Source organism: Pirellulales bacterium, from assembly GCA_033762255.1.
Lineage (GTDB): Bacteria > Planctomycetota > Planctomycetia > Pirellulales > JALHPA01 > JANRLT01.
In genome coordinates this window covers 83,475-106,901 of sequence record JANRLT010000072.1, presented here as the reverse complement: position 1 = coordinate 106,901, position 23,427 = coordinate 83,475, and the positions used below count along the sequence as shown (strand labels likewise).

Below are 23,427 nucleotides of genomic sequence, written 5' to 3'. Positions count from 1 at the left end.
GCTTGTTCGTTGTGTTCCGCCACGTAAGCACTTCTCAGTTCGGGTCGGGTTTTTGCCAGATGTGCCGTTGCCCGTGCTCGCGGCATGCCTTTGTCGGTTAATGCCTCAAGTGCCGATTCCCATGCCACTTGGGCGGGCTTGCCCTTGGTGCCGGGCTTTTCGTGCCGTGCCCCCTGCCGGGCGTTTGCCGCCGCCAAATATTGTTGATGCAATTGCGGTTGCTCCCGCACCAGCTTGGCGGTCGCCGCCGCCGCCGATAGTCGCGGGTTCCTTTCCCGCATCAAATCGAGGTTCGCTTGCCAAAGGTCGGCAACGTTCTGGGTATCTGACATCTAACACCAATCACTTTCTGCCCTGAGGGCAATCAAGAAAAACTACCATGCCGCTACATGCGGCACGGTTCCGCCGGTCGGCAACATGCCGCCGGTCAAATCACTGAGAATCAAATCCTTGATCCGCTGGCGGGTTCCCGCAGAGAGGGACGGCCAGAGGCGGACGAGGTCTGCTAGGTCACTGTCAAGAATTTCTGTGGTGGAATTGGCCAGTGCGCTACCTTGTGCGCTACCTGAGGGGGAACTATGAGAATTTGCCGTATTTTCCGCTATTGTTCCAATCCCGTTGGGGTCAATTGAATTAAGATTTTTATCCGCGAAATTGCGTCCATTTCGCCCTTTTTATTCTGTATCATTCAATCTCTTTGCTGATACTCTTCTCAGCCATATTTTCTCAGCGGTAACAGTTTTTGATTTTATTTGCCTCAGATTTTACCGGTGGCACGCGTAGTTCAGGCCAGCCGTTTACCAGGCAGGCAAGCGAGCAAAATGCGGTTTTATTTCAGCGATCTATTCGTGCTTAGGCAAATCGGCCGCTCGGCGTTAGTCCGGGGGTTTTTTGCCATTTTAACCGCAGTATAGAGCACTAAGGCGGATACGAAATCAAACAGAGACAATGCACGAGAGCACTCAACACGCCTGCTGCTTTTCCAGTCACGATCAAATTTCCTGTAAGGATTTTACAGCCATGTAAACTTACCAATTTTTGCGCAGGACCTCATCCGGCAATGTGGATTAGCCTGCACCTTGATTTTGCTTTTACTCTTTATCTTTGGGTCGTTGTGGATTGTTTTTTGAGCAGTTTCCCGGCGACGATTACGATGTCGGATGATTCCAGTGGTTTTGTCCTCGTTGCCGCTATTTGCGGGCGGTTACAGGTCGATTGAAGGGTATTGCACATTTAGGCAGGATCGCTCGAAAAATAAAGACCCGGATTATGATACTCCGAATGCCTGCTAGCACGATATTTGGCGTGTTTTCACCGGGAAGTTATTTGTCGTGCGCCCCCCAGGTAAAACATCAGCTTGAGCTAGGTCCTACGCCGAGGCCGCTCTGAATGCGATTACCTCGATCATCAAGAAGACGAATATTGCAGGATTTTTAACCGCCATTTTGTCTGGTTTGCTATTGGTGGGCATTTTTATCCAGAAAAACCACACCATCAACTCCTGGGAGAAAATGTGAACCTATGTAAATAGTTACAGTACATATCAGTTGGTAAGCGTTGTTTCATGATGAATTCAAGATAAAAATGCGTCATTTCTTGGGGAGTCAGGTTAAAGGGAATCCTCTGGATAAGTGCGGAAATGGCGGCTCGACACTCCCGTATGTTCATGAGCTGTTACAAACATTCCAGGAGTTTCAAATTACCAATTTTTTCGTCTCATTAGGGCCTATAAGTGTCCTTGCGGGAATCACAACTCTTTGTATATTAGATAGTTTCGCGAATTCCCCAGGACTGCTAGCGTAGCTCAATTGGCAGAGCAGCTGATTTGTAATCAGCAGGTTATCGGTTCAACTCCGATCGCTAGCCCTGAAAAGCTTAAACCTATGCCATTAAACAGTTTAGCGTTTTTTGCAAGCTGTTTTTTGAGGGGGCGGGTGCCAGCCGGACTTGCCAAAGCGGGTTGGAGGGTAATTCCATCCCCCAGAACTTATGTTGTCGGGTTTTGTCATTCCCCTTGGTTGGTAGGCGTTTTTGGTGCGTAGAGGAGCAGAAATTGAATGATTTCCGCGGTGCCATAATTTAATGGAAAAGCGGGGTTTTTTTGCCGGTGAGGTAAAAGCGATTGTACGGAGGGTTATCCAAGTGGCTAAAGGACGCAGACTGTAAATCTGTTGCACTCGTGCTTCGAAGGTTCGAATCCTTCACCCTCCACTAGAATTTTTCCCGGGAGGGGGTCTCACCCCCGGGAGATAGTTGTGTTAGATTGACAAAAACTGGCTGTTGCGGGTTTGCGATTTATCCGTGGCGTCAGAGGCGTGTGAATGGGCATTTTTTGCCATGTAGGAGCTTGAGCGCGGGTGTAGTTCAATGGTAGAACCCCAGCCTTCCAAGCTGGTCGTGAGGGTTCGATTCCCTTCACCCGCTGTTAATGAATGTTGTAAGAGGTGGCGAGATAACCGTGGTTGGACATTTGTCGCCGTGGATTATTGCTGTTGCCTCAATAGCAAGTTGATGCCTGAATAATACCTAGTCAACCTGCTGATGTAGCTCAGTTGGTAGAGCACGTCCTTGGTAAGGACGAGGTCAAGGGTTCAAGTCCCTTCATCAGCCCTGGCAATTGGGCGGATTGTGGTTGGGCGGATGAGTTGGTGGTATTGCTTTGTCGGATTGTTATGGTGAGCCAATTTTCGAATGTGTCGAACAAGTCCGTGATGTTCGGCGGGATTCGATTTACCGAGTTTTGTTTACGATTTTTTTCACGGGTTTGGGACGGGCCGGTTAGTCTTTTGCCGGTTTGTCACCGCAGCATTTTTTAGGAGTTAGAATGGCCAAAGACGTCTTTCAACGTACCAAGCCGCACTGTAATGTCGGCACCATTGGGCATATCGATCATGGCAAGACCACGTTGACGGCGGCATTGTTGGCCGTGCAATCGGTCAAGGGACTGGCTTCCTTAAAGTCCTACTCGGACATTGCCAAGGGGGGAACCGTCCGTGATGAAACCAAAACCGTGACCATCGCCGTGTCCCACGTCGAATACGAAACCGAAAAACGGCACTACGCCCACATCGACTGCCCGGGGCACGCCGACTTTATTAAAAACATGATTACCGGCGCCGCCCAGATGGACGGAGCGATATTGGTGGTAAGCGCCGCTGACGGCCCGATGCCCCAGACAAAGGAACACATTTTGTTGGCCCGGCAGGTCGGCGTACCCGCGCTGGTGGTCTTTTTGAACAAGGTGGACCTGGTCGATGATCCGGAATTGTTGGATCTGGTCGAAATGGAAATTCGGGAGTTGCTGACGCACTATGGCTTTCCCGGGGATGACATTCCGATCATCCGCGGCGCTGGCAAGCCCGCCTATGACAGCCCGGCCGACCCGACCGCCCGCAAGTGCATCGAGGATTTGCTGGACGCGGTGGATAGCTACATTCCCCAGCCGCAACGCGAAGTTGACAAGCCCTTCCTTATGGCGATCGAAGACGTGTTTTCCATCGAAGGCCGCGGTACCGTCGCGACCGGGCGTATCGAACGCGGAGTGGTCAAGGTTGGCGACGAAGTGGAGATCATTGGCTTTAGCGAAAATAAAGCCAAGACCACCGTCACCGGCGTGGAAATGTTCCGCAAAATGATGGAGCGGGGCGAGGCGGGCGACAACGTCGGCTGCTTGCTCCGCGGTTTGAAGCGCGAAGATATTGAACGGGGCCAAGTCTTGGCCAAGCCAGGCTCGATCACCCCGCATAATAAATTCGAATGTGAAGTTTACATCCTGAGCAAAGAAGAAGGTGGCCGCCATACCCCGTTCTTTTCTGGATATAAGCCGCAGTTTTATTTCCGCACGACCGACGTCACCGGCTCCGCCAATTTGCTGGGGGGCGCTGAAATGTGCATGCCCGGCGATAATGCCAAGCTAAGCGTGGAGCTGATGGCCCCCATCGCCATGGACGAAGGGGTCCGCTTTGCTATCCGTGAAGGGGGCAAAACGGTCGGTTCCGGCGTCGTGACGAAGATTTTGGCCTAAGTTGACGGTTAGGTGGAATTTTCCCAGGGCGGACACGGGAGTCAATTTCTCGCGTCCGTCTTTGGTTTTTTCGGCTGGCGTGTTTTGCTCATTAATGAGCGGATGGGCGTAGCTCAATTGGCAGAGCAGCGGTTTCCAAAACCGCAGGTTGGGGGTTCGATTCCCTCCGCCCATGCTGATTGCCGGGTGACATTTCCGTTGGGAGGGTTAGGGTCTGTTGGAATGGATGGGGTGGTTGGGGGGGATGATTAGTGGCAGGCAGTGTTTTAGTCAAGCAGTGTCGTATCAAAAAGTGGCTCGCCGGATAACTTGCGGCGTTGGACCTGTACCAGTCCCTTGTCAAGTGTGCCGCTGGTAGACGTTTGTAAGGCATCAGGATGGGCGGTAAGGCACCGGGATGGGCCTTGGTGGATGGTATTTTTTGCAGGATGCGAATTTGTGGAGCAATAAGCCATGGCAGAAAAAAAAGAAGCGTTAGCCCCCTCGGTATTCGCGGAATTATTCCAGTTTGGGTTGTACAAGCGTTCGCAGGGCCGCATTATGCGGCAGGCGACCTTTTTTGGCCTATTGGCGTTTTTCCTGGCTTTGGCATGGCGGTTGCCGCCATACTTTGGCTATGACGCAGGCAGCACTTATTGGAGCATGTTTTTTGCCATCTCCGCCGTGGGGGCTTGGCTTAGTTATCGGGTGGTCAACATCCCGCGTTTTGCCGACTTTTTAATCAACGTGGAAGGGGAGTTTAACAAGATCTCTTGGCCCACGCAGGCCGAATTGTTGCGTAGTTCGGTGGTGGTGATATTCGTGATGTTGGCCATGGCCCTGCTGTTATGGTTTTTTGATACCGTGTGGTTTGGGTTGTTCCGGCTGATCGGTGTGATTCATTCATGACCACTCGTGGAATCTGGGGGGACCGATTTTTTTGGATGGGTAATGACCATCGGAGAGTAGTGCAGTGCAGGACGAGATGTTAGACAATACGCTGGATGACGGACACCCGCGGCAGGCAGGGGATGAAGCGGCGGTGGCGCCCGCTGATTTGGCATCTGACGCAGCGGTTGAAACAACGGCTGGCGCAAGTGGTGTCGCGCCCGCGACACCGGCTATGCAAGATTTCGAAAATTTAACAGCGAGCGCTGAACCGCCATTGGAGAATGCCGTCTCCGGTCAACACCCTGACGCGGCAACAGCTGAAGTAGATGTTGCTCTGGATCAGGCGACAGTTGCCGTTGATCAGGCTCCATCCACCGACCAACATCTCCAGGGGGAAAGTTCCCCTGAACCTGGATTTTCCACCGTATTTGATGAGGCCGCCAAGGTGGAAGCTGCCGCCAATCAGTCTGCTCCCGTTGATGTTAGGGTTGATGAGCACCTGGCCAGTGATATAGCCAGCCCGCATGTTAATGGCGTAGATGTAACGCCTGCCGCGTCAACCGCCGAAGAAGCGGACGAACCAGCCACTATCGTGGTCCCCACGGTCAAGCCTCGGCGCACCAAAACCGCCGCCGAGTATCAAGAAGCCATGACCGCGCTTGAGGAACCTCCCGCGCAGATGCATTGGTATATCCTCAAGGTGGCGACCAATCGCGAGGACTCCGTTTGTGACACGCTGCGACGCAAAATTGCCATGGCTGGCCTGGAACGTTATTTTGGCGAGATTGTCGTTCCCGTAGAGCTTATCACCGAATTTCGCAACGGCAAGAAGCGTACTACCAAGCGGAAATTGTATCCCGGTTACATCGTTGTCAACATGGAAATCAACGACGACACCTGGTATATCGTGCGCGAGACTTCCGGCATTGGCGACTTTACCGGGGCGATGGGGCGTCCCACTCCCATGTCGGCGGCCGATATTGCCAAAATCCTGCCCAAGACAGAGGATGGTCCCGCCGAACAACCAAAGGTCGCCATCAAGTACAAATCGGGCGATAAGGTGCGGATCAAGGAAGGGAACTTTATCAACTTTGAGGGGGTAATCGAAGCCATTGACGAGGCCAAGGGGCGCGTTACAGTCATGGTCAATATTTTTGGCCGTCCCACTCCCGTGGATATTGAGTATTGGCTGGTGGAAAAAGTGGATTAAGCCGAGGTTTACCACCCGCAGGGGATCGAATTGGCTCGGTGCCGTTTTGTGTTTTTATTAGCGAAATTTAAAGTTTCAATTTTCAATCGACAATTCATTTTTGTGTTCAGGTGAGTCAGTATGGCTAAGCAATTGGTTGGCACGGCAAAGTTTCAGGTTCCCGGCGGTCAGGCCACCCCCGCCCCCCCGGTTGGTACTTCCCTGGGTAAATTTGGCATCAACCTTGGCCAATTTGTCTCCCAGTTTAATGATCGCACCAAGGAAGCCAAGGGAATGCCTATTCCCGTGGTGGTCAATGTTTACAACGACCGCAGTTTTGACTTTATCACCAAAAGTCCCCCCGCCGCCGCCCTTTTGAAGGAAGCCGCCAAGATCGAAAAAGGTTCTGGTGTGCCTAACAAAACCAAAGTCGGCAAGGTCAACAAAGAACAATTGGATAAAATTGTTAAATTGAAAATGGCCGATCTGAACGCCCGCGACGCCGAACACGCCCGGCGGATGATCGAAGGGACCGCCCGTAGCATGGGCTTGGTGGTGGAAGGCTAATTCACGGCGCTAAATGGCCGGAAATAGCCGATGGCAGCGTAGTTGCGGGGGAGGCGGACTATAGTTTAAGCGGAAAGCTGAAAAATAATTATACAATTATTTTCTTGGCTTGACATTTGGCTGGATGTGTTAGAATCGAAAGTCTGTCATTTTTTCTGGGACGCAAACCCGCCACTGGGGCGTGGGATGCGGCTTGGACCAGGAAAGTGTGGATCACTATGCCACTACAATCAAAACGTAATAAAGCGCTCGCGGCGAAAGTTCCTTCGTCGAAGACTCCGCTCCCCTTGGCCGAGGCGGTCAAGATTCTGAAGCAATTCGGCGGTTTAAAGTTCGATCAATCGGTCGAAATCGCCATGCGGTTGGGAATCGACGCGAAGCAAGCCGACCAACTCGTGCGCGGCTCCATCGTCCTGCCCCACGGTATTGGCAAGTCCAAGCGGGTGGTAGTGTTTGCCAAGGGTGATTTGGCGGATCAGGCCAAGGCTTCCGGCGCGGACGAGGTCGGCACCGATGATCTGGCCAAGAAAATCAAAGATGGCTGGACGGAATTTGATGTCTGTATCGCCGCTCCGGATATGATGGGTCTGGTCGGTCCCCTGGGAAAGGTCTTAGGCCCACGTGGTTTAATGCCTTCTCCCCGCGCTGGAACGGTCACGCCGGATATCGCCAAAACAGTCAAAGAGTACAAGGCAGGCAAGGTGGAGTTTCGCAATGATGCCGGCGGAATCATTCATGCCGTGACTGGCAAGCTAAGTTTTGACGAGCAAAAGCTGGTGGAGAACATTCAGGCCTTCATTGATCATGTCCTGCACTTAAAGCCGACGGCGGTTAAGGGGCAGTATGTCAAGACTGTCTCTATCTCCGCCACCATGAGTCCTGGTCTCATGGTAGCCATTTAGGTTGGGTGGCTCGTTAGGTTGGGTTGCCTGGCTATCCGTCTGATCTGTCAGGTTGGGCGATGATGGGTGTGGAGTGAAGTCGGTGGTAGGCAAGGCGGGGTGGTGTTCGGTGGCCCGGTCCTGAAATTCAAATATTTCTGAGTTAGGTGAATTGCGATGAGCAAGTTAGTTAAAAACATGATGATTGACGATCTAAAGCGCAAGCTGACGGGCGTCAATGATGTGCTGTTGGTGAATTGCATCGGCCTGAATTCCGAGCAAACCGCCAAGCTGCGGACCGACTTGCGTGCCAAAAATATTCACTTGACCGTGATTAAGAACAGCCTGGCGCGTCTGGCCACGCGGGGCACTCCCATTGAGAATGCCTTTGTGGAGACCGAGGGTTCTTTGGCGGTGGTTTGGGGGGGAGAGGACATCGTCAGTCTCGCCAAGGAAATCATCGAAATTTCAGAAAAAAAGGGCTTTGAAAAGCTAATTCCCCGCGGTGGCGCGGTGGATGGAGAACGTTTGGCTCCGGACGGCGTCAAGGCTGTCAGCACGTGGCCTAGCCGGACAGAAGTCTTGGCCAAGATTGCGGGTCAGATCTCTGGTCCGGGTGCCCAGTTGGCGGCGCAGTTGATTGGAATTGGCGGGACGCTTGCCAGTCAAATCAAGCAAAAGCTGGAGGATCTGGAAAAGGCCGAGGCGCCGGCCGCGGAATAGCGGCGACGATTGCTTGGCGTTTTTAGCGACTGGCTCGCGGACTTGCTCGTTTGACCGATGTTCATGGCTGGTTGTAATGGGTGGGCAGTTTGGCGTTTGGGGCGGGTTGGTGGCGAGATAGCGTTGGTGACTAAGTCGTAAGTGGCTGGCTGATTGTTTTTGCCGGCGGCCGTGATTGCCGCCGTTTGTTCATACACGTTGGTATTTGAGTTTTTTGAACCATTCTGTTGTGCGTTGCCGTGGTTGGGATCGGCCCGGCGGCGTTTTCGTGAGAAAGGATCGTTGCGACCATGTCCACTGATACCGCAGTTGATTATTCCGCTCTGACCAAGGATCTTGGCGACAAGATCGTGGCCTTGACCCTTAAGCAAGCCAAGGAACTGAGCGATTATCTGGAAAACGTCCACGGAATCAAGGCCGCTGCTGGCGGCGCCGTGGTAATGGCTGGTCCCGCCGCGGGTGGCGGTGGCGCGGCTGCTCCCGCCGCTGTTGAAAAGACCGAGTTTGACGTCATTTTGGAAAGCTTTGCCGCCGACAAGAAAATCGGCGTGATCAAGGTTGTCCGGGCGGCCACCGGTTTGGGTCTGAAGGAAGCCAAGGACCTGGTCGAGGGAGCACCCAGCAAGGTCAAGGAAGGCATTTCCAAGGAAGACGCTGAAAAGCTCAAGAAAGAGCTGGAAGAAGCGGGCGGCAAGATCGCCCTCAAGTAAAACGCGGAATTTGCCCCAAATTCCAGGTTTTGCCACCTACCCAGCCCATGGGAATAGCCATTTTCCCATGGGACCCCCTGGAACTGGGTGGCAATACGCGATAGAGATTCCAGTCTTCCTTGGCACAAAAAATGCCCTTCCTGCCAAATTATCCCTTGGCAAGGTGTTGCTGATTGTGTTAGGTTAGAAATTTGGTGCTGGCGCGATTACGGATTTTTGGTGGTAATTCAGCGGCGACTCACATTGCGGTAGACCCGGTCCCTGGCTGCATCCTGGCGTAAAGCCTGGGTTTACGGCTGGCGCGGATTAGGCAATTGGGAGTTGCGGAATGCGTTGAGCTGCTTCTTGTTGAATTTTCCTTGTTCTTTGAGTGTGTTTTGCCTCTCTGTCCCGGAGATTCCGGTTTGGACTTTATCCAGCGGCTTGGACTTTGCTTTTTTGCAAGGTTGCAAGACGTTGCCGAACCCGTATGCGCCTGGGCGGTTGGTAAAGATGCTCTTCACGTTCAAGTCCCCTTTGGTTTTGCTGGTGCTGATCGCGCTGGTGGAATTGGTGTTTTTGTCTAGCGACCAAGGGTCGAAAATTCAGGGAAGATATGTGCCAACGCGGAAAAAGCTGGAGTTGTCAGCCTGACGCAATACCAAATCAAAAAGTCCGGGGTTAAGGCAAGGAGTTCCGTATTTTTTTGTCCAGTTTACGCCGCGACGAGTTGCGACAACCGCCAGAGCAAGTTCCCCGGATAGCATGCTTGTTTTGCGTGGGTTGTGATGGGAATAAACATAGGAAGGTCAAAAGCGAGTTGCCCGCTTTATAAGGGTGCCTGTTCGCCGTAGTTGGCGTGAACATTTTGCCCAGGCCGCAAGCCTCGGTTTTTTGGCCACAATTCATTTAATTACTTAGCCCGCTTACCAGTACTTTAGCCCGCTTACTAGGGAGTTCTCACGCCTATGGCCACCTCGGCAGAACGTCGACTCCGCCCCAAGGAAATCCGCCGCTTTGGTTCGCTGCGCGAACACCATCCCATTCCGGATTTGACGGTCATTCAGACCAAAAGCTATGAAAACTTTTTGCAGCTTGATCTTCCCGCCAACAAGCGCAAGGATCAGGGGATCGAGGGGGTCCTGCGCGAGATTTTTCCCATTGAGAGCTACGATAAAAATCTCAAGCTGGAATATCTCCGCTATGAATTGGGCAAACCCCGTTACGAACCTCATGAATGCCGCCAATTACGGCTGACTTATGGTCGGCCATTTCGGGTTTGGCTGCGCCTGAACAAGGAAGAACCCGTCGAAGAAGAAGTCTACCTGGGCGACATTCCCATCATGCTGGGGGGCGGGGAATTCATCATCAATGGCGCCGAACGCGTCGTGGTGAGCCAGTTGCATCGCAGTCCCGGCATCGACTTTGTGGCCGATACCGAAATCACCGACAAAAAGCTTTACAATTGCCGCATCATCCCCGAGCGGGGCAGTTGGATCGAGCTGAACATCAGCAAAAAAGACACCCTGACGGTCCGTATCGACCAAAGCGGCAAGTTTTCGGCCATGACGCTGTTACGCGCCATGGATCCAAAGTTTGGGACCAACGCCCAATTGATGCGGGCATTTTATGAATCCACCCACGAAAAGGTGGTGGATGGTCGCAGCGTGGCCAAAATCGAGGGGAAGGTCGCGGTTGACGACATTGTGTATCCGGCGGATAGCGACCGAGCGGGGGAAGTGATTTTGGAGGCGGGTCAAAAGATCACCAAAAACGTGGCGGAGCAGATCTGCACCAGCGGACTGGCCACGATCGAGGTGATGCCCGATCTCAAGAACTCGCTTATTTTAAACAGCCTGGCCGAGGATCCGACCGGCAGTCACGAGGAAGCGCTATTGCGGATTTACCAGCGGCTGCGTCCCGGTAATCCTCCACAATTAGAAAAAGCCCGCGTGTTGTTTCATGAAAAGTTTTATGACACCAACCGCTATCGCCTGGGCAAGGTGGGGCGTTTTCGCATTAATCGCAAGTTGGGGACGGAGGTATCGGAAGAGGAAATGACCCTGCGGCCGGAGGACATTATTGAATCGATCCGCTATTTGCTCAAGCTGATTGACAACGATCCTACGGCCGAGGTGGACGACATTGACCATTTGGGCAATCGCCGCCTACGGACGATTGATGAATTGGCTAGTGACGAGCTGCGCAAGGGATTTTTAAAGCTGCGGCGCACCGTGCAAGAGCGCATGAGCCTGAAGGACTTGCAGGACATGACCCCCCGCAACCTGATCAATCCCAAGAGTATCTCCGCGGCGATTGAGTATTTCTTTGGCCGGGGAGAATTATCCCAGGTGGTTGACCAGACCAATCCCTTGTCAATGCTGACGCACGAGCGGCGGTTATCCGCCCTGGGGCCGGGGGGGCTAAATCGCAAGCGGGCTGGCTTTGAAGTGCGCGACGTGCACATTTCGCACTATGGGCGGATTTGCCCCATCGAGACGCCGGAAGGAACCAACATCGGGTTGATCTCTAGCCTGGGGATTTATGCCGGCGTGGATGAATACGGCTTTTTGGTCGCGCCCTATCGCAAAGTCAGCAAGGGCAAACTAACCGACGAAGTTGTCTGGCTGCGCGCCGACCAGGAAAACGAAGCTTATTTGGCTCCGGCGGACACCCCCGTGGCCAATGGCGTGCTCCAGGGAGAAAACATCGTCGCGCGGTATCGTTCGGACTTTATGCTAATCAACCCCGACAAAATCCAGTACATTGACGTGGCTCCCGCGCAAATGGTGGGCGTGTCGGCGGGATTGATTCCCTTTTTGGAACATGACGACGCCAACCGCGCGCTCATGGGTTCCAACATGCAGCGGCAGGCGGTGCCGTTGCTCGTGACCGAGCCACCGGTTGTGGCCACCGGCATGGAGCGGGATGTCGCCCGCAACTCCGGCATGTTGGTCCGCGCGCATAAAAAAGGGACTGTGACTTTTGTTGATGCCACCCGGATCGAAATTGGATCCGACGTTTATCCCCTGACCAAATTCAAGGGACTTAATGAACGAACCTGCCTCAATCAAAAGCCCATCGTGCAATTGGGCCAAAAAGTCGAAAAAGGGGACGTCATCGCCGACGGGGCCGCGACATTTCAGGGTGAACTGGCGCTGGGTCGGAACGTGCTGGTCGGCTTTATGTCGTGGGACGGATTTAACTTTGAGGATGCCATCATCATCAGCGAAGAGTTGGTCCAGGATGATGTCTACACCAGCATCCATATCGAGGAATTTGACATTGAAATTCGGGAGACCAAGCTGGGACGCGAGGAATTTACCCGCGATATTCCCAACGTCAGCGAAAAAATGCTGCGCAACCTGGACGAAAGCGGCATCGTCCGCGTGGGAACATTTGTCCGTCCCGGGGACATCCTGGTGGGAAAGGTCTCGCCCAAGAGCAAGACAGAACTGACGCCCGAGGAAAAATTGTTGCATGCGATTTTTGGACGGGCGGGGGAGGATGTCAAAAACGACTCGCTGGAGGTTCCCTCCGGGATCGAGGGGATTGTGATCGACACGCAAAAGTTTTCCCGCCGGATGAGCCTGTCCGACGAGGAGCGCAAGCTGTTTGAAAAAGAACTGAAGGACGCGGAAGCGGAAGGAAACGCCGCCATCGCGTCCGCCTTTGGCGAATTGATTGGCCAGATCGAGGAAACGCTGGGCAAGAAATTAACCGACGAGGACGGTAATCCACTGGTGCGCGACCAGGAGCACCGCTTTGTAGCGGATCAGGCGGTCAACTTTAAGTTGGACAACCTGGACATTCGCAGCCCCCAAAAGAAAGCCGACGTCGAGGCCCTGTATAAAAAACTGTGGCCCGCGGTCGATTACGCGATTGACGCCCGCGAACGCAAGCTTAACAGCATGAAGCGCGGGGATGAACTGCGCAGCGGCGTCCTGCAAATGGTGAAGGTCTACATCGCCGCCAAACGCGTTATTAGCGTTGGCGATAAAATGGCCGGTCGCCATGGTAATAAAGGCGTTATTGCAAAGGTCCTCCCGCGCGAGGATATGCCCTTCTTGCCGGATGGCACCCCTATCCAGATCATGCTCAATCCGCTGGGCGTCCCCTCCCGCATGAACGTGGGCCAAATTTTGGAGACGCACCTAGGTTGGGCGGCGGCGCTGTTGGGCTTTCAGGCGTTGACGCCGGTCTTTGACGGCGCCAGCGAACAGGACATCTGGCAGTGTTTTGCCGCGGCTAACCTGCCCAAGCATGGTAAAGTGCGCCTTAACGATGGGCGCACCGGAGAACCGTTTGAGCAGGAAACAACGGTGGGCTACATCTACATGTTAAAGCTGCATCACCTGGTGGATGACAAGGTTCACGCTCGCTCCACGGGGCCTTACTCGCTGATCACCCAGCAGCCGCTGGGGGGGAAAGCGCGGTTCGGCGGGCAGCGGTTTGGCGAAATGGAGGTTTGGGCGCTGGAGGCGTACGGCGCTGCCTATATTTTGCAAGAACTGCTGACGGTGAAAAGCGACGATGTGGAGGGCCGGACCAAGATTTACGAAAGCATGGTCAAGGGCGAAAACACACTGGAGGCCGGTACGCCCGCCAGCTTTGACGTGTTGACCAACGAAATTCGCGGCCTGGCGCTGAACATGCAGTTGGAAAAACGGCGGATTTAGCGGGGCGACATTCGCCTTTGGATCGGCCACGCTTTACAGTAGCAAACCAACCTTAATCATATAAGCTTTGAATCCCGCGCGGATTTCACCGCGATTTTTTGCTGAGGAGCATTCCCTATGAGCACAATCGGCGAAGCATCCTACGATCGGATTAATGACTACACCAGCGTCAAGATTAGCTTGGCGCGCCCGCATGACATTCGCAGTTGGTCCTTTGGCGAGGTCAAAAAGCCCGAAACCATCAACTACCGCACCTACCGCCCCGAAAAGGACGGGCTGTTTTGCGAACGCATTTTCGGCCCCGAAAAAGATTGGGAATGTGCCTGCGGCAAATACCGCGGCATGAAGTACAAGGGGATGATTTGCGACCGTTGCGGGGTCAAGGTTACCCACAGCCGCGTGCGCCGCAAGCGCATGGGCCATATCGAACTGGCCGCCCCGACCGTCCATATTTGGTTTTTCAAGGCGATGCCCAGCCGCCTGGGGAACCTCTTGGACATGAAGACGAGCAGCCTGGAAAAAGTGATCTATTTTCAGGATTATGTCGTCATCGACCCCAAGGATACCCCGCTCAAGCGGCAGCAACTGCTGACCGAAGAGGAATACCGCCAGGCGCGGGAAACCTACGGAGACGGCGGGTTCGAGGCGGACATGGGGGCGGAGGCGGTGCGCAAACTCTTAGGCGCGCTCGATTTGGTCCAACTGTCCAAGGATCTGCGGCAGGAGCTGGCGGAGACCAATTCCAAGCAAAAAAAGAAAGACCTGATCAATCGGCTGAAAATTGTCGAAAGCATCCGCGATAGCGACAACAAGCCCGAGTGGATGGTGCTGGATGTCATTCCGGTTATTCCGCCCGATCTGCGGCCGCTGGTATTGCTGGATAGTGGTAATTTTGCGACGAGCGACCTAAATGATTTGTACCGCCGCATTATCAACCGCAACAACCGCCTGAAAAAGCTGGTGGACCTGAACGCGCCCGAAGTCATCATCCGCAATGAAAAACGCATGCTGCAACAATCCGTCGACGCGCTATTTGACAATAATCGCTGCAAACGGCCGGTGCTGGGATCCAGCAATCGCCCGTTAAAATCGCTCACCGACATGATCAAAGGAAAGCAAGGCCGCTTTCGCGAAAATCTGTTGGGCAAGCGGGTGGACTACTCCGCCCGGTCGGTGATTGTGGTCGGGCCGACATTGCGCCTGCATCAATGCGGCCTGCCCAAGAAAATCGCGCTCGAACTCTTTCAGCCGTTTATCATCCGCCGCTTAAAGGAGCTCGGTCACGCCGACACGATCAAATCCGCCAAGAAAATGCTAGAGCGGAAGGACGAGGAAGTATGGGATATCCTGGAAGAGGTGATTCGCAACCACCCCGTCCTACTCAACCGCGCCCCCACGCTGCACCGCATGGGCATTCAGGCGTTTGAACCAATTCTGGTCGAGGGAAACGCCATTAAGCTGCACCCCCTGGTTTGCAAGGGCTTTAACGCCGACTTTGACGGCGACCAAATGGCCGTGCACCTGCCGCTATCCATCGAGGCGCAGGTGGAGGCCCACACCCTGATGATGTCGACAAATAACATCTTTAGCCCCTCCAACGGCGCGCCGATTATCAGCCCGTCGCAGGACGTGGTTATGGGTTGCTACTATATCACGGCGACGATTCCCGACCGCCGCGGGGACGGCATGATCTTTAGCTCGGTCAACGAGGTGATCATGGCGTTCCAGTTGAAAAAGATCGACACCCACGCCAAGATCAAGGTCCGCCTGCCCAAGAAGCGCAGCCTAAAGACCGATAATCCGGCAGAGGCCAAACCGGGAGCCATTATCGAAACGACCGTGGGCCGGGTCATGTTTAACGACATGTTGCCGGAGGGGATGCCTTTTTACAATATCCCCATGCGCAGCAGCGAATTGGCCAAGGTGATCAGCGATTGTTACGCTATTTTGGGACGGCGGGCGACGATTGATCTGCTGGACAATATGAATCGCCTGGGATTCCGCAGCAGCACCATGAGCGGCTTGTCGTTTGCCACCGACGACCTGATCACCCCCGATACCAAGACCAAAATCATTGGCGACGCCGAGCGCGAAGTGTTGAAAATCAACAAAGCGTACATGCGCGGCGCTCTGACGGAGCTGGAACGCTATAACCAGGTCCTGGATAAATGGACGCACGCCCGCGAGGTCATCACCAAGGAAATGATGGCCCAACTGGAGACGGATTTTCGCAAGGATGGTTATATCAACCCCATTTATCTGATGGCGCATTCCGGTGCCCGCGGCGGCGTCGAGCAAATTCGCCAATTGGCTGGCATGCGCGGGTTGATGGCTAAGCCCTCGGGCAAGATCATCGAGACGCCGATCAAGGCGAATTTTCGCGAGGGGCTGACCGTATTAGAGTACTTTAGCTCCACCCACGGGGCGCGCAAGGGTCTGGCCGACACCGCTCTCAAGACCGCGGATTCGGGTTACTTGACGCGCAAACTGGCCGACGTCGCGCAAAACGTGGTTATTACGATGCACGATTGCGGCACGACGCAGGGTATCACCAAGGGGGTCATTTACCGCGGCGAAAAGGTCGAGGTCAGCCTGGCGGATTCCATTCGGGGGCGGGTCTCGCGGGCGACGATCGTCAACCCGCTGGACGACAAACCCGTCGTCAAGGAAGGCGAACTAATCACGCGCGAAATCGGCCGCCGGATTGAGGCGCTCGGCCTGGAAAAAATCCAGGTGCGCAGTCCCCTGACCTGCGACGCCCCCCTGGGCATTTGCCGGTTGTGCTACGGCATGGACTTATCCACGGGGTCGATGGTGGAAGAAGGCATGGCCGTCGGCATTATCGGCGCTCAGTCCATCGGCGAACCCGGCACGCAGCTCACCATGCGCACCTTCCATATCGGGGGGGTGGGCGTGCGGACCGTGCTCGAGCATGAAAGCAAAGCCAAAAAGCCCGGCGTGGTTCAACTTGCCCGGATTAAGATCGTCAAGAACGACCAGGGCCAGAGCATCGTGCTGAGCCGCAACGGCGAAATTATCATCCAGGACACCAAGGGGCGCGACCTGGATAAGTACGAAGTTCCAGCCGGGGCCATCCTGATGGTCGAGTCGGGACAAGAGATCAAGCAGGGACATGTGTTGTGCACCTGGGATCCGCACAGTATTCCCATTATCGCGGAAGTTGGCGGTAAGGTCCGTTACGAGGACATCATCGACGGCGAAACCGTCCGTATGCAAAAGGACGCCAGCGGCAACATGCGCCGCGTCATCATCGAGCACAAAGGGGACTATCATCCCCAGGTCGTGATCGAGGATGAAAGCGGCCACATCCTGGACTACTATTACCTGCCGGAAAAGGCCTATATCGAAGTCAATGAGGGGGACCGCATCACCGGCGGTTCCCTCCTGGCCAAGACTCCCCGCGAAGTCGCGGGCACCTCCGACATCACGGGGGGGTTGCCCCGCGTGACCGAGATTTTTGAGGCCCGCAAGCCCAAGGATCCCGCGATCATCGCCGAAATCGACGGCGTCGTCGAAATCCTGGGTGAAAAGCGCCGCGGTAAACGGACATTGATTGTCCGCAGCGAAAGCGGCACGGAGCGCGAGCATTTGGTCACGCACGGCAAGCATTTGCGCGTGCACACGGGCGATTATGTGAAAGCGGGCGAGGCCCTCGTGGATGGTCCCCTGGTTCCGCATGACATCTTGCGGATCAGCGGCGAAGAAGCCGTCCAGCAGTATCTGGTCCGTGAAATTCAAAATGTGTACCGTGCCCAGCGCGTGGAAATTGACGATAAACACATTGAAATCATCGTCTCCCAGATGCTCCGCAAAGTCCGCATCGAAAGTGTCGGCGATACCGGCCTGCTCCCCGGTAGCGTGATGGATAAGTTTGAGTTCCGCAAGGTGAACCAGGAACTACAAAAGTGCCTGAAAATCACCGAAAAGGGGGACAGCGACTTTGAGCCAGGGACCATCGTTCCCAAGGATGCCCTGGAACAGGTCAACGCCCAGATCGAAACACTGGGGGGCAAACCGGCCAAGGGGACCAAGCCCAAGCCCGCGACCGCCAGCACGCAGTTGCTGGGAATCACCAAAGCGTCGGTGCAAAGTAACAGCTTTATCTCGGCGGCCAGCTTCCAGGAAACGACCAAAGTTTTGACCGAGGCGGCCCTGGCTGGCAAGGTGGACAACCTGGTGGGGCTAAAGGAAAACGTGATTCTGGGTCACTTGATTCCCGCTGGAACCGGATTTAAGCATTTTCAACAGTCCGAAGTGCGCATTCGTCCCCAAGCCTTGGAGGCGCTGGTCGCTGAAAAGAGCGATGTGCTGGGACGGGCGTTTCCGTTGCTGGACGCGGCGGGGGGGGATGACGATGCCTCCCGTGGGAATGGCTCCAATGGAGACTCCGGCGCCAAGCCCGGTCCAACGGGCTTGGATTCGCTGTTGGGGGGGCAGGGGTAACTGACTCTGCCCATACCGGATCATTAGCCAACAAACTTTTGGCGTTTTGCGAAATATTGTTGATCCCCCTTTCCTTTGCGGGTTAAAGGTGTTTGATATTTCGCGAGACAATGTCGTTCAATTCTGTGCGGGCCACAGGCACGACCTATCCCACCGTGTTTTTTGAATTGTGGCAAACGCAGTGTCGCCGTAGCGCTGTGTTATAGTTAAAAATTCAGATTGGGCTGATCAGACGTTGGGCGCTAACCCACGGTATTTGCCGCTCTAACCGTGGGCTAGCACCTTACGGCTTATCCAAAAATGAATCGTTGACAGAGTATTAAGTTATACGGCATTGAAAAATGGAAGGGTGCCAAATGCCCGATTTATTTGCTTATCTATACGCAGGTTGTGTATAAATCCAGCGCAAAATGCTGTTTGAGATAAGGTTAAAATGTTTGTCAGGGATGTTGACTCTAGCTATATTTAATGTCTACCCCGTTGCTTCTCAGTGCCTGATGGCAATGGAATTTTGAATGCGTCCCATGCCACGGGAAGCCGCGCGCGGTTTTTTATTTATGCCGCCTCGCGCATGAGCGAAACGAATAGCCCACCCATTCCCTCCTCCATCGCCACGTATTTATGATCTTGCACCGTTTTATGCCACGCTGTCTTGCAGTTGCCGCTCTGGTTTTGATTTGGGGTGGATTGGGTAACATCTCGGTCGCGGCCCCCCCGCTGGAAAAGGCACAGTGGATTTGGCATGCCGATCTGCCGGCCAACGCCCCCACCGATCCCGTCTACTTTCGCGCGCAGTTTCCGCTGGCGGGACAGGTTAAATCCGCCGAGCTGCAAATCACCTGCGACAACCACTACGAAGTGTTTGTCAACGGTCATAAGGTCGGCCAGGATGGAGAGTGGCAAAACCTAGAGGCGATCGACGTGCAAAAACAGTTGGTCCAGGGCCAAAATGTGCTGGCCGTGATCGGCCGCAATGAATCTGTCGGCCCCGCGGCGCTTGCCGCGCAACTGGTGATCCAGCTAGCCGACAAATCGACCGTGATTGTCGCGACCGATCGGACGTGGCAGGCTGCCCTCGACACCGAGGATAAATGGCAAACCGCCGATTATCAAACCAAACAGGCCCGCGTGAAATGGTCCGCCCCCCGGGAACTAGGTCTCTTTGGCAAAACCGCCCCCTGGGGAGGAAACTCCAGCCCGCCGGCCAATTCCGCGGATCGCTGGAAAACGCTGCCCGGCTTTGCCGTGGAACAGGTGCTTGACCGCCAAGCGGGCTCGCTGGTGGCGATGACCTTTACTGGTCAGGGGGATTTGCTTCTTTCGGCCGAAGGTGGCCCACTACGTCTGCTCAAGCAGCCGCAAACCCTGGGCATGAAAATTCCTAATACCGAAATTACCGAGCTTGCCGCGCCTGCAAAAGTCATTACCTACTGTGACAAAGTCAAAAACTGCCAGGGAATCCTGTGGCACAAAGAGCGCGTCTACTGCGTGGGGGATGGGCCCGAAGGGACCGCGTTTTATCGCTTGACCGATGAAAATAATGACGACGTCGCAGACAAAGTTGAAACGTTGTTTAAGTTCAAGGGGGGCATGGGAGAACATGGCCCGCATCAGCCGATCGTCGGTCCCGACGGCAAAATTTATATCATGATCGGCAATCACGCCTGGTACGGGGCGGAACCGGCCAAAACCAGCCCGCATTATGGCTATTATGAGGGGGATTTGCTGCAACCCCGCTATGAGGACGCCAACGGCCACGCCGCGGGGATCAAGGTTCCCGGCGGGACGGTCATTCGCTGCGACACCGATGGTAAGAATGTCGAGCTATTTTGCGGCGGCTTTCGCAACGCCTACGATCACGCCTTTAACGAAGCGGGCGAACTGTTTACCTATGATTCCGACATGGAATGGGATATTGGTCTGCCGTGGTACCGACCGACGCGCGTCAATCACTTGATCGCCGGGGCCGATTATGGCTGGCGGAGCGGCTGGTCCCCCTGGCCCGATTATTATCTGGACAGCCTGGGAGCCGTGATCGACATTGGCCGGGGCTCCCCCACGGGCGTGACATTTTATAAGCACACCGCGTATCCGGCGGAATTTCATGGAAATATGCTCATCGCCGATTGGTCGCGGGGGTACATCATTGGCGTGCGGATGAAGCCGCACGGTGCGACCTACCAGGGGGAGCAGTATAACTTTCTCGAAGGACAGCCGCTGAATGTGGCGGATTTAGAGGTTGGCCCCGATGGGAATGTTTATTTTTGCACGGGGGGCCGCGGCACGGCGGGGGGAGTCTTTCGAGTAGTTTGCCGGGATCAACCCGCAACGTTTTCCTTTGGAACGGCGGATGAACTCGATTCAAACAAAAGTGTATTTGCTAACAACCCTCAGTCCGATGCCGCTTATCGCGAGTGGGAATTTGCCAACCTAAAAAAATCGCTGGGCGACAAATGGAAAGGTGAACTCCACAAATACATTGCCAATACGGCTGAAGCTGGCGCGCAGCGAGCTCTGGCGATGGACCTGCTGTTGCAGGATGCCACCGACGAAGATTGGAACTTGATTCGCACCCTGGCAACGGATAAGTCCCCGGAAGTCCGGGCCAAGGCCGTTGCACAGTTGGGCACACAAAAACAGACGGATAATCGGCGCGTGGTCTTATGGGCCGCGCTGGATGACTCCGACCCGCGCGTGCGGCGGATCGCGTGCGAATCTTTAGTGCGGGGCGGATATCAGGTCGATATCAATAAATTGCTGAAATTGCTGGCCGATCCCGACACCTTTGTCGCCTGGGCCGCGCGCCGCGCGCTTGAGGCGCAACCAGCGGAAAAGTGGCAAATAGAAGTCATCGCCAGCGATAATTTTGCGGTATTTTGCCGAGGCGCGGTGGGGATGCTGATCCTCAGCGAAGACCCAGCCAAGGCTCACGGAGTTTTAGTTGGTTGTGTGGCTTGGCTGCAAAAACCATTATCCGCCCAGCAACAAACGGATGTCGTCCGGCTGATGCAACTGGCGCTGATCAAGGGGAAAATCACCCCGGACCAGGCCGCGCCGCTGCTTGAGGTGGTGTCGCCCCTCTTTCCGGCCAAGGATTGGCGCACTCAGCGGGAATTAGCCCGATTGCTGGTATACCTGCAAGATCCCACGTTGGCGGCCAAGCTGGTTCCGTTACTTTCCCCCGTAGCAACCGACGAAGCCGCGGCTATCGAGCAGCGCCATCTGGCCGCCACCGCCCGCATGCTCACAACCGGGTGGACGCCGGAATTACGCGCGGGACTGCTCGCTTATTACGACACCCAACGCGTGCTCGATGGGCAGGGAAATAGCTTCAGGGGTTACTTCAATAATTTCGCGACCGACTTTCTCAAGGCCCTATCCCCGGCCGAGCAGTTGGCAATGATCGCCGCGGGAGGAAGCTCCCCCGGTACCGCCGCCGCCCTCATCCGGGCCTTGCCGCAACCCCTGGGAACAGAGCAAGTCGACGCGTTACTAAAGTTACTGGAAAATCTCCCCGCACAACCCGCGCCCCAGTCCGCTGAATTGTTCAAGGCCGCGGTGGTAGCGCTGGGTAAATCCAGCTCCTCCGCCGCCAATGCCCGGTTGCGGGCCTTGTTTGAGGAACACCCCGATTTACGCAATGATATTGCGGCGGGGTTGGCCCAACAGGGGGGGGATAACCCCATTCATGAAAATTACCCGTTGCTTGTGCGGGCACTGGCGACCGCCGAAGGAGAAACCGCCCGCCATGTGTTGACCGCGCTGGCAAAATTTCCGGCCCAAGATGTCACGCCGGGATTGCGGCGGCAGGTCATATTATTGGGCTTAAAATTAAAAAACAACGGAGGGCGGGAGGCGATCAAGCTGCTCGAGCATTGGAGCGGCCAGACCCTGGGCCAGGGAGGTAAAAACGTGGAGCAAACGCTGGCGGAGTGGCAGGCTTGGTTTGCCGCGACGTATCCCGACCAGCCCGAGGCGGTCCTGCCGGTGGATACCGCAGGAAATAAATGGACCCTGGCGCAAATTCAGGCCCGGTTGCAGGCGGGACGGACTGATGAGCGTGATTTGGCCATAGGGGGGGCGATCTTTGAAAAGGCGACGTGTGTCAAGTGTCACCGCTTTGGCGGCAAGGGAGAAGGGATCGGCCCCGACCTAAGCAATGTCGGCAAGCGGTTTACCAAGAAAGAGGTGGTTGAATCGGTCCTGTATCCGTCCCAGGTGATCAGCGATCAGTTCGCCGCCAAAAATGTCGAGTTAAAGGATGGCCGGGTGTTGGTGGGCTTGGTTGCTCCGGCGGCGGATGGGGGCCTGGTGGTTTTGCAGTCCAATGCCGAAAAGGTCACCGTCGCGGCGGGAGAAATTGAAAGCCAATCGCCCAGCAAACTCTCCGCCATGCCGGAAGGGCTCTTTGCCAATCTGACCCTAGATGAAATTGTGGCGCTCTTGCATTACCTAAGTGTGCCACCGGTAGAAGGGAAGTAATTACGTCCTCATCACAGTCCCTGTGATGAACCAGGGGGATTTAGCCACGGATAAACAGGGAATATCACGAATACTTTTAAACGTCTGCAATCATCCGTGTCCCATCTGTGGCATTCCGTGGCTAAAAAATAAGAGCTAAATCCCTCACCAAGCAGGGGCGTGCATTCTCCAAAAACCAGATACCAATAACCAGCGATCCTCTCACGGAGTGAGAGGAGTACATTACTCCAGTTCCGGCATTTCGCCTCCTAGTAGTTCGTGCAGCTTGAGCCGCGCCTCGCGCCAACGGCGGCGAATGGTGCGCTCATCCACCTTCAGCAGTTCCCCGGCTGCCTGCTGAGACAGGCCGTGATACCAGATCAGGTCAAAGACTTCGCGTTCTTCCTCGGGCAATTTACCGATCGCCTCGTGAAAGTCCACCCATTCCGAGATTTTACCTGGATCCAGCGTGCCGCGGCCCTGGTCCAGGGCGTTAAAAACCATGCTTTCCTGGTTCCCCTTGGGGAGTTGGCTAAAGTGGTGCTTGCCCATCCCCTGGGGTCCGCCATAATGCCGCGCCAGGTCGATGAGTTCCCGGCGAATTTGCATGGCGGCTAGGCGGTAAAAGTGCCGCGCGTCGTTGGGGGTTACCTCGCCCAAGGCCCGGTACAGGCGGAGGCTGGCGTTTTGAAAGACGTCGGCGGTTTGCTCCCAGCGTTGGACATCGGGAAAATCGCGCAGGATTTTGCGGGTGATATGCATCAGTCGATCACACGCGGTTTGCAGCAGTCGCTCGCGCGCGGAGTCATCCCCCTTTGCCAGCTTGCGAATGTAATCCTCAATCAGCAGCGTGTGCTGGCCTGGTTCTTCTTGGGACATG

Annotated in this window: 14 protein-coding genes and 5 tRNA genes; 16 read left to right on the top strand and 3 right to left on the bottom strand. The window is 55.0% G+C overall.

All coding sequences use genetic code 11. From position 1 onward, the window contains the following. A partial coding sequence (locus tag SFX18_20440; GenBank protein ID MDX1965522.1) for a hypothetical protein occupies positions 1 to 332 on the bottom strand: 332 nt, incomplete at its 3' end. Between the two features lie 1,461 nt (positions 333 to 1,793). On the opposite strand from SFX18_20440, the gene SFX18_20435 reads away from it, so the two are divergent. The 12 genes from SFX18_20435 to rplL all read left to right on the top strand — a co-directional run bounded on the left by SFX18_20435 (position 1,794) and on the right by rplL (position 8,964). Then, a tRNA-Thr gene (locus tag SFX18_20435) sits at positions 1,794 to 1,866 on the top strand. 262 nt (positions 1,867 to 2,128) lie between these two features. Then, positions 2,129 to 2,211, top strand: a tRNA-Tyr gene (locus SFX18_20430). A 142-nt stretch (positions 2,212 to 2,353) separates the two neighbouring features. After that, a tRNA-Gly gene (locus SFX18_20425) sits at positions 2,354 to 2,424 on the top strand. A gap of 113 nt (positions 2,425 to 2,537) precedes the next feature. Beyond that, positions 2,538 to 2,610 (top strand) — tRNA-Thr (locus tag SFX18_20420). Positions 2,611 to 2,824: 214 nt separating this feature from the next. Beyond that, a complete protein-coding gene (tuf, locus tag SFX18_20415) occupies positions 2,825 to 4,024 on the top strand; it encodes an elongation factor Tu (protein ID MDX1965521.1) in 1,200 nt (399 codons plus the stop codon). A gap of 102 nt (positions 4,025 to 4,126) precedes the next feature. Continuing rightward, positions 4,127 to 4,199, top strand: a tRNA-Trp gene (locus tag SFX18_20410). Positions 4,200 to 4,477: 278 nt separating this feature from the next. Continuing rightward, on the top strand, positions 4,478 to 4,912 hold the full coding sequence (gene secE / locus SFX18_20405; GenBank protein MDX1965520.1) for a preprotein translocase subunit SecE: 435 nt from the start codon (positions 4,478 to 4,480) through the stop codon (positions 4,910 to 4,912). A gap of 76 nt (positions 4,913 to 4,988) precedes the next feature. After that, complete coding sequence (gene nusG, locus SFX18_20400) at positions 4,989 to 6,104, top strand: transcription termination/antitermination protein NusG (GenBank protein MDX1965519.1); 1,116 nt, start codon at positions 4,989 to 4,991, stop codon at positions 6,102 to 6,104. 120 nt (positions 6,105 to 6,224) lie between these two features. Further along, a complete protein-coding gene (rplK, locus tag SFX18_20395; GenBank protein MDX1965518.1) occupies positions 6,225 to 6,650 on the top strand; it encodes a 50S ribosomal protein L11 in 426 nt (141 codons plus the stop codon). A 218-nt stretch (positions 6,651 to 6,868) separates the two neighbouring features. Next, a complete protein-coding gene (gene rplA, locus SFX18_20390) occupies positions 6,869 to 7,552 on the top strand; it encodes a 50S ribosomal protein L1 (GenBank protein MDX1965517.1) in 684 nt (227 codons plus the stop codon). Between the two features lie 156 nt (positions 7,553 to 7,708). After that, a complete protein-coding gene (rplJ, locus tag SFX18_20385) occupies positions 7,709 to 8,254 on the top strand; it encodes a 50S ribosomal protein L10 (GenBank protein ID MDX1965516.1) in 546 nt (181 codons plus the stop codon). A gap of 290 nt (positions 8,255 to 8,544) precedes the next feature. Beyond that, positions 8,545 to 8,964, top strand: a complete 420-nt coding sequence (gene rplL / locus SFX18_20380) for a 50S ribosomal protein L7/L12 (GenBank protein ID MDX1965515.1) — start codon at positions 8,545 to 8,547, stop codon at positions 8,962 to 8,964. 290 nt (positions 8,965 to 9,254) lie between these two features. Here rplL and SFX18_20375 read toward each other — a convergent pair whose 3' ends face one another. After that, positions 9,255 to 9,467 (bottom strand): hypothetical protein, encoded by a 213-nt coding sequence (locus SFX18_20375; protein MDX1965514.1) that lies wholly within the window; start codon positions 9,465 to 9,467, stop codon positions 9,255 to 9,257. Here SFX18_20375 and SFX18_20370 point away from each other — a divergent pair. The 4 genes from SFX18_20370 (at position 9,457) to SFX18_20355 (ending at position 22,568) form a co-directional block, all read left to right on the top strand. Then, the gene (locus SFX18_20370) at positions 9,457 to 9,597 is read left to right on the top strand and encodes a hypothetical protein (protein MDX1965513.1); all 141 of its coding nucleotides are present in this window, start codon (positions 9,457 to 9,459) and stop codon (positions 9,595 to 9,597) included. The two genes, SFX18_20375 and SFX18_20370, sit on opposite strands and share 11 nt — an antisense overlap. A gap of 314 nt (positions 9,598 to 9,911) precedes the next feature. Beyond that, positions 9,912 to 13,622 carry a DNA-directed RNA polymerase subunit beta gene (rpoB, locus tag SFX18_20365; protein ID MDX1965512.1) on the top strand — a complete coding sequence of 1,237 codons (3,711 nt, stop codon included), beginning with the start codon at positions 9,912 to 9,914 and terminating at the stop codon, positions 13,620 to 13,622. A gap of 117 nt (positions 13,623 to 13,739) precedes the next feature. Continuing rightward, complete coding sequence (gene rpoC / locus SFX18_20360) at positions 13,740 to 18,086, top strand: DNA-directed RNA polymerase subunit beta' (protein ID MDX1965511.1); 4,347 nt, start codon at positions 13,740 to 13,742, stop codon at positions 18,084 to 18,086. 639 nt (positions 18,087 to 18,725) lie between these two features. Further along, the gene (locus SFX18_20355) at positions 18,726 to 22,568 is read left to right on the top strand and encodes a HEAT repeat domain-containing protein (protein MDX1965510.1); all 3,843 of its coding nucleotides are present in this window, start codon (positions 18,726 to 18,728) and stop codon (positions 22,566 to 22,568) included. A 222-nt stretch (positions 22,569 to 22,790) separates the two neighbouring features. On the opposite strand, the gene SFX18_20350 is transcribed toward SFX18_20355, so the two are convergent. Then, positions 22,791 to 23,426: a sigma-70 family RNA polymerase sigma factor gene (locus SFX18_20350; GenBank protein MDX1965509.1), complete on the bottom strand. Its 636-nt coding sequence runs from the start codon at positions 23,424 to 23,426 to the stop codon at positions 22,791 to 22,793. Between the last annotated feature and the right edge of the window lies 1 nt (position 23,427).

Bases quoted from the DNA above. Each gene is read 5' to 3' on its own strand.
- rpoC (MDX1965511.1), top strand. From the start codon at position 13,740: ATGAGCACAATCGGCGAAGCATCCTACGATCGGATTAATGACTACACC.
- secE (MDX1965520.1), top strand. From the start codon at position 4,478: ATGGCAGAAAAAAAAGAAGCGTTAGCCCCCTCGGTATTCGCGGAATTA.
- SFX18_20355 (MDX1965510.1), top strand. From the start codon at position 18,726: ATGCCACGCTGTCTTGCAGTTGCCGCTCTGGTTTTGATTTGGGGTGGA.
- rplJ (MDX1965516.1), top strand. From the start codon at position 7,709: ATGAGCAAGTTAGTTAAAAACATGATGATTGACGATCTAAAGCGCAAG.
- rplA (MDX1965517.1), top strand. From the start codon at position 6,869: ATGCCACTACAATCAAAACGTAATAAAGCGCTCGCGGCGAAAGTTCCT.
- rplK (MDX1965518.1), top strand. From the start codon at position 6,225: ATGGCTAAGCAATTGGTTGGCACGGCAAAGTTTCAGGTTCCCGGCGGT.
- SFX18_20350 (MDX1965509.1), bottom strand. From the start codon at position 23,426: ATGTCCCAAGAAGAACCAGGCCAGCACACGCTGCTGATTGAGGATTAC.
- rplL (MDX1965515.1), top strand. From the start codon at position 8,545: ATGTCCACTGATACCGCAGTTGATTATTCCGCTCTGACCAAGGATCTT.
- tuf (MDX1965521.1), top strand. From the start codon at position 2,825: ATGGCCAAAGACGTCTTTCAACGTACCAAGCCGCACTGTAATGTCGGC.
- SFX18_20370 (MDX1965513.1), top strand. From the start codon at position 9,457: ATGCTCTTCACGTTCAAGTCCCCTTTGGTTTTGCTGGTGCTGATCGCG.
- rpoB (MDX1965512.1), top strand. From the start codon at position 9,912: ATGGCCACCTCGGCAGAACGTCGACTCCGCCCCAAGGAAATCCGCCGC.
- nusG (MDX1965519.1), top strand. From the start codon at position 4,989: ATGTTAGACAATACGCTGGATGACGGACACCCGCGGCAGGCAGGGGAT.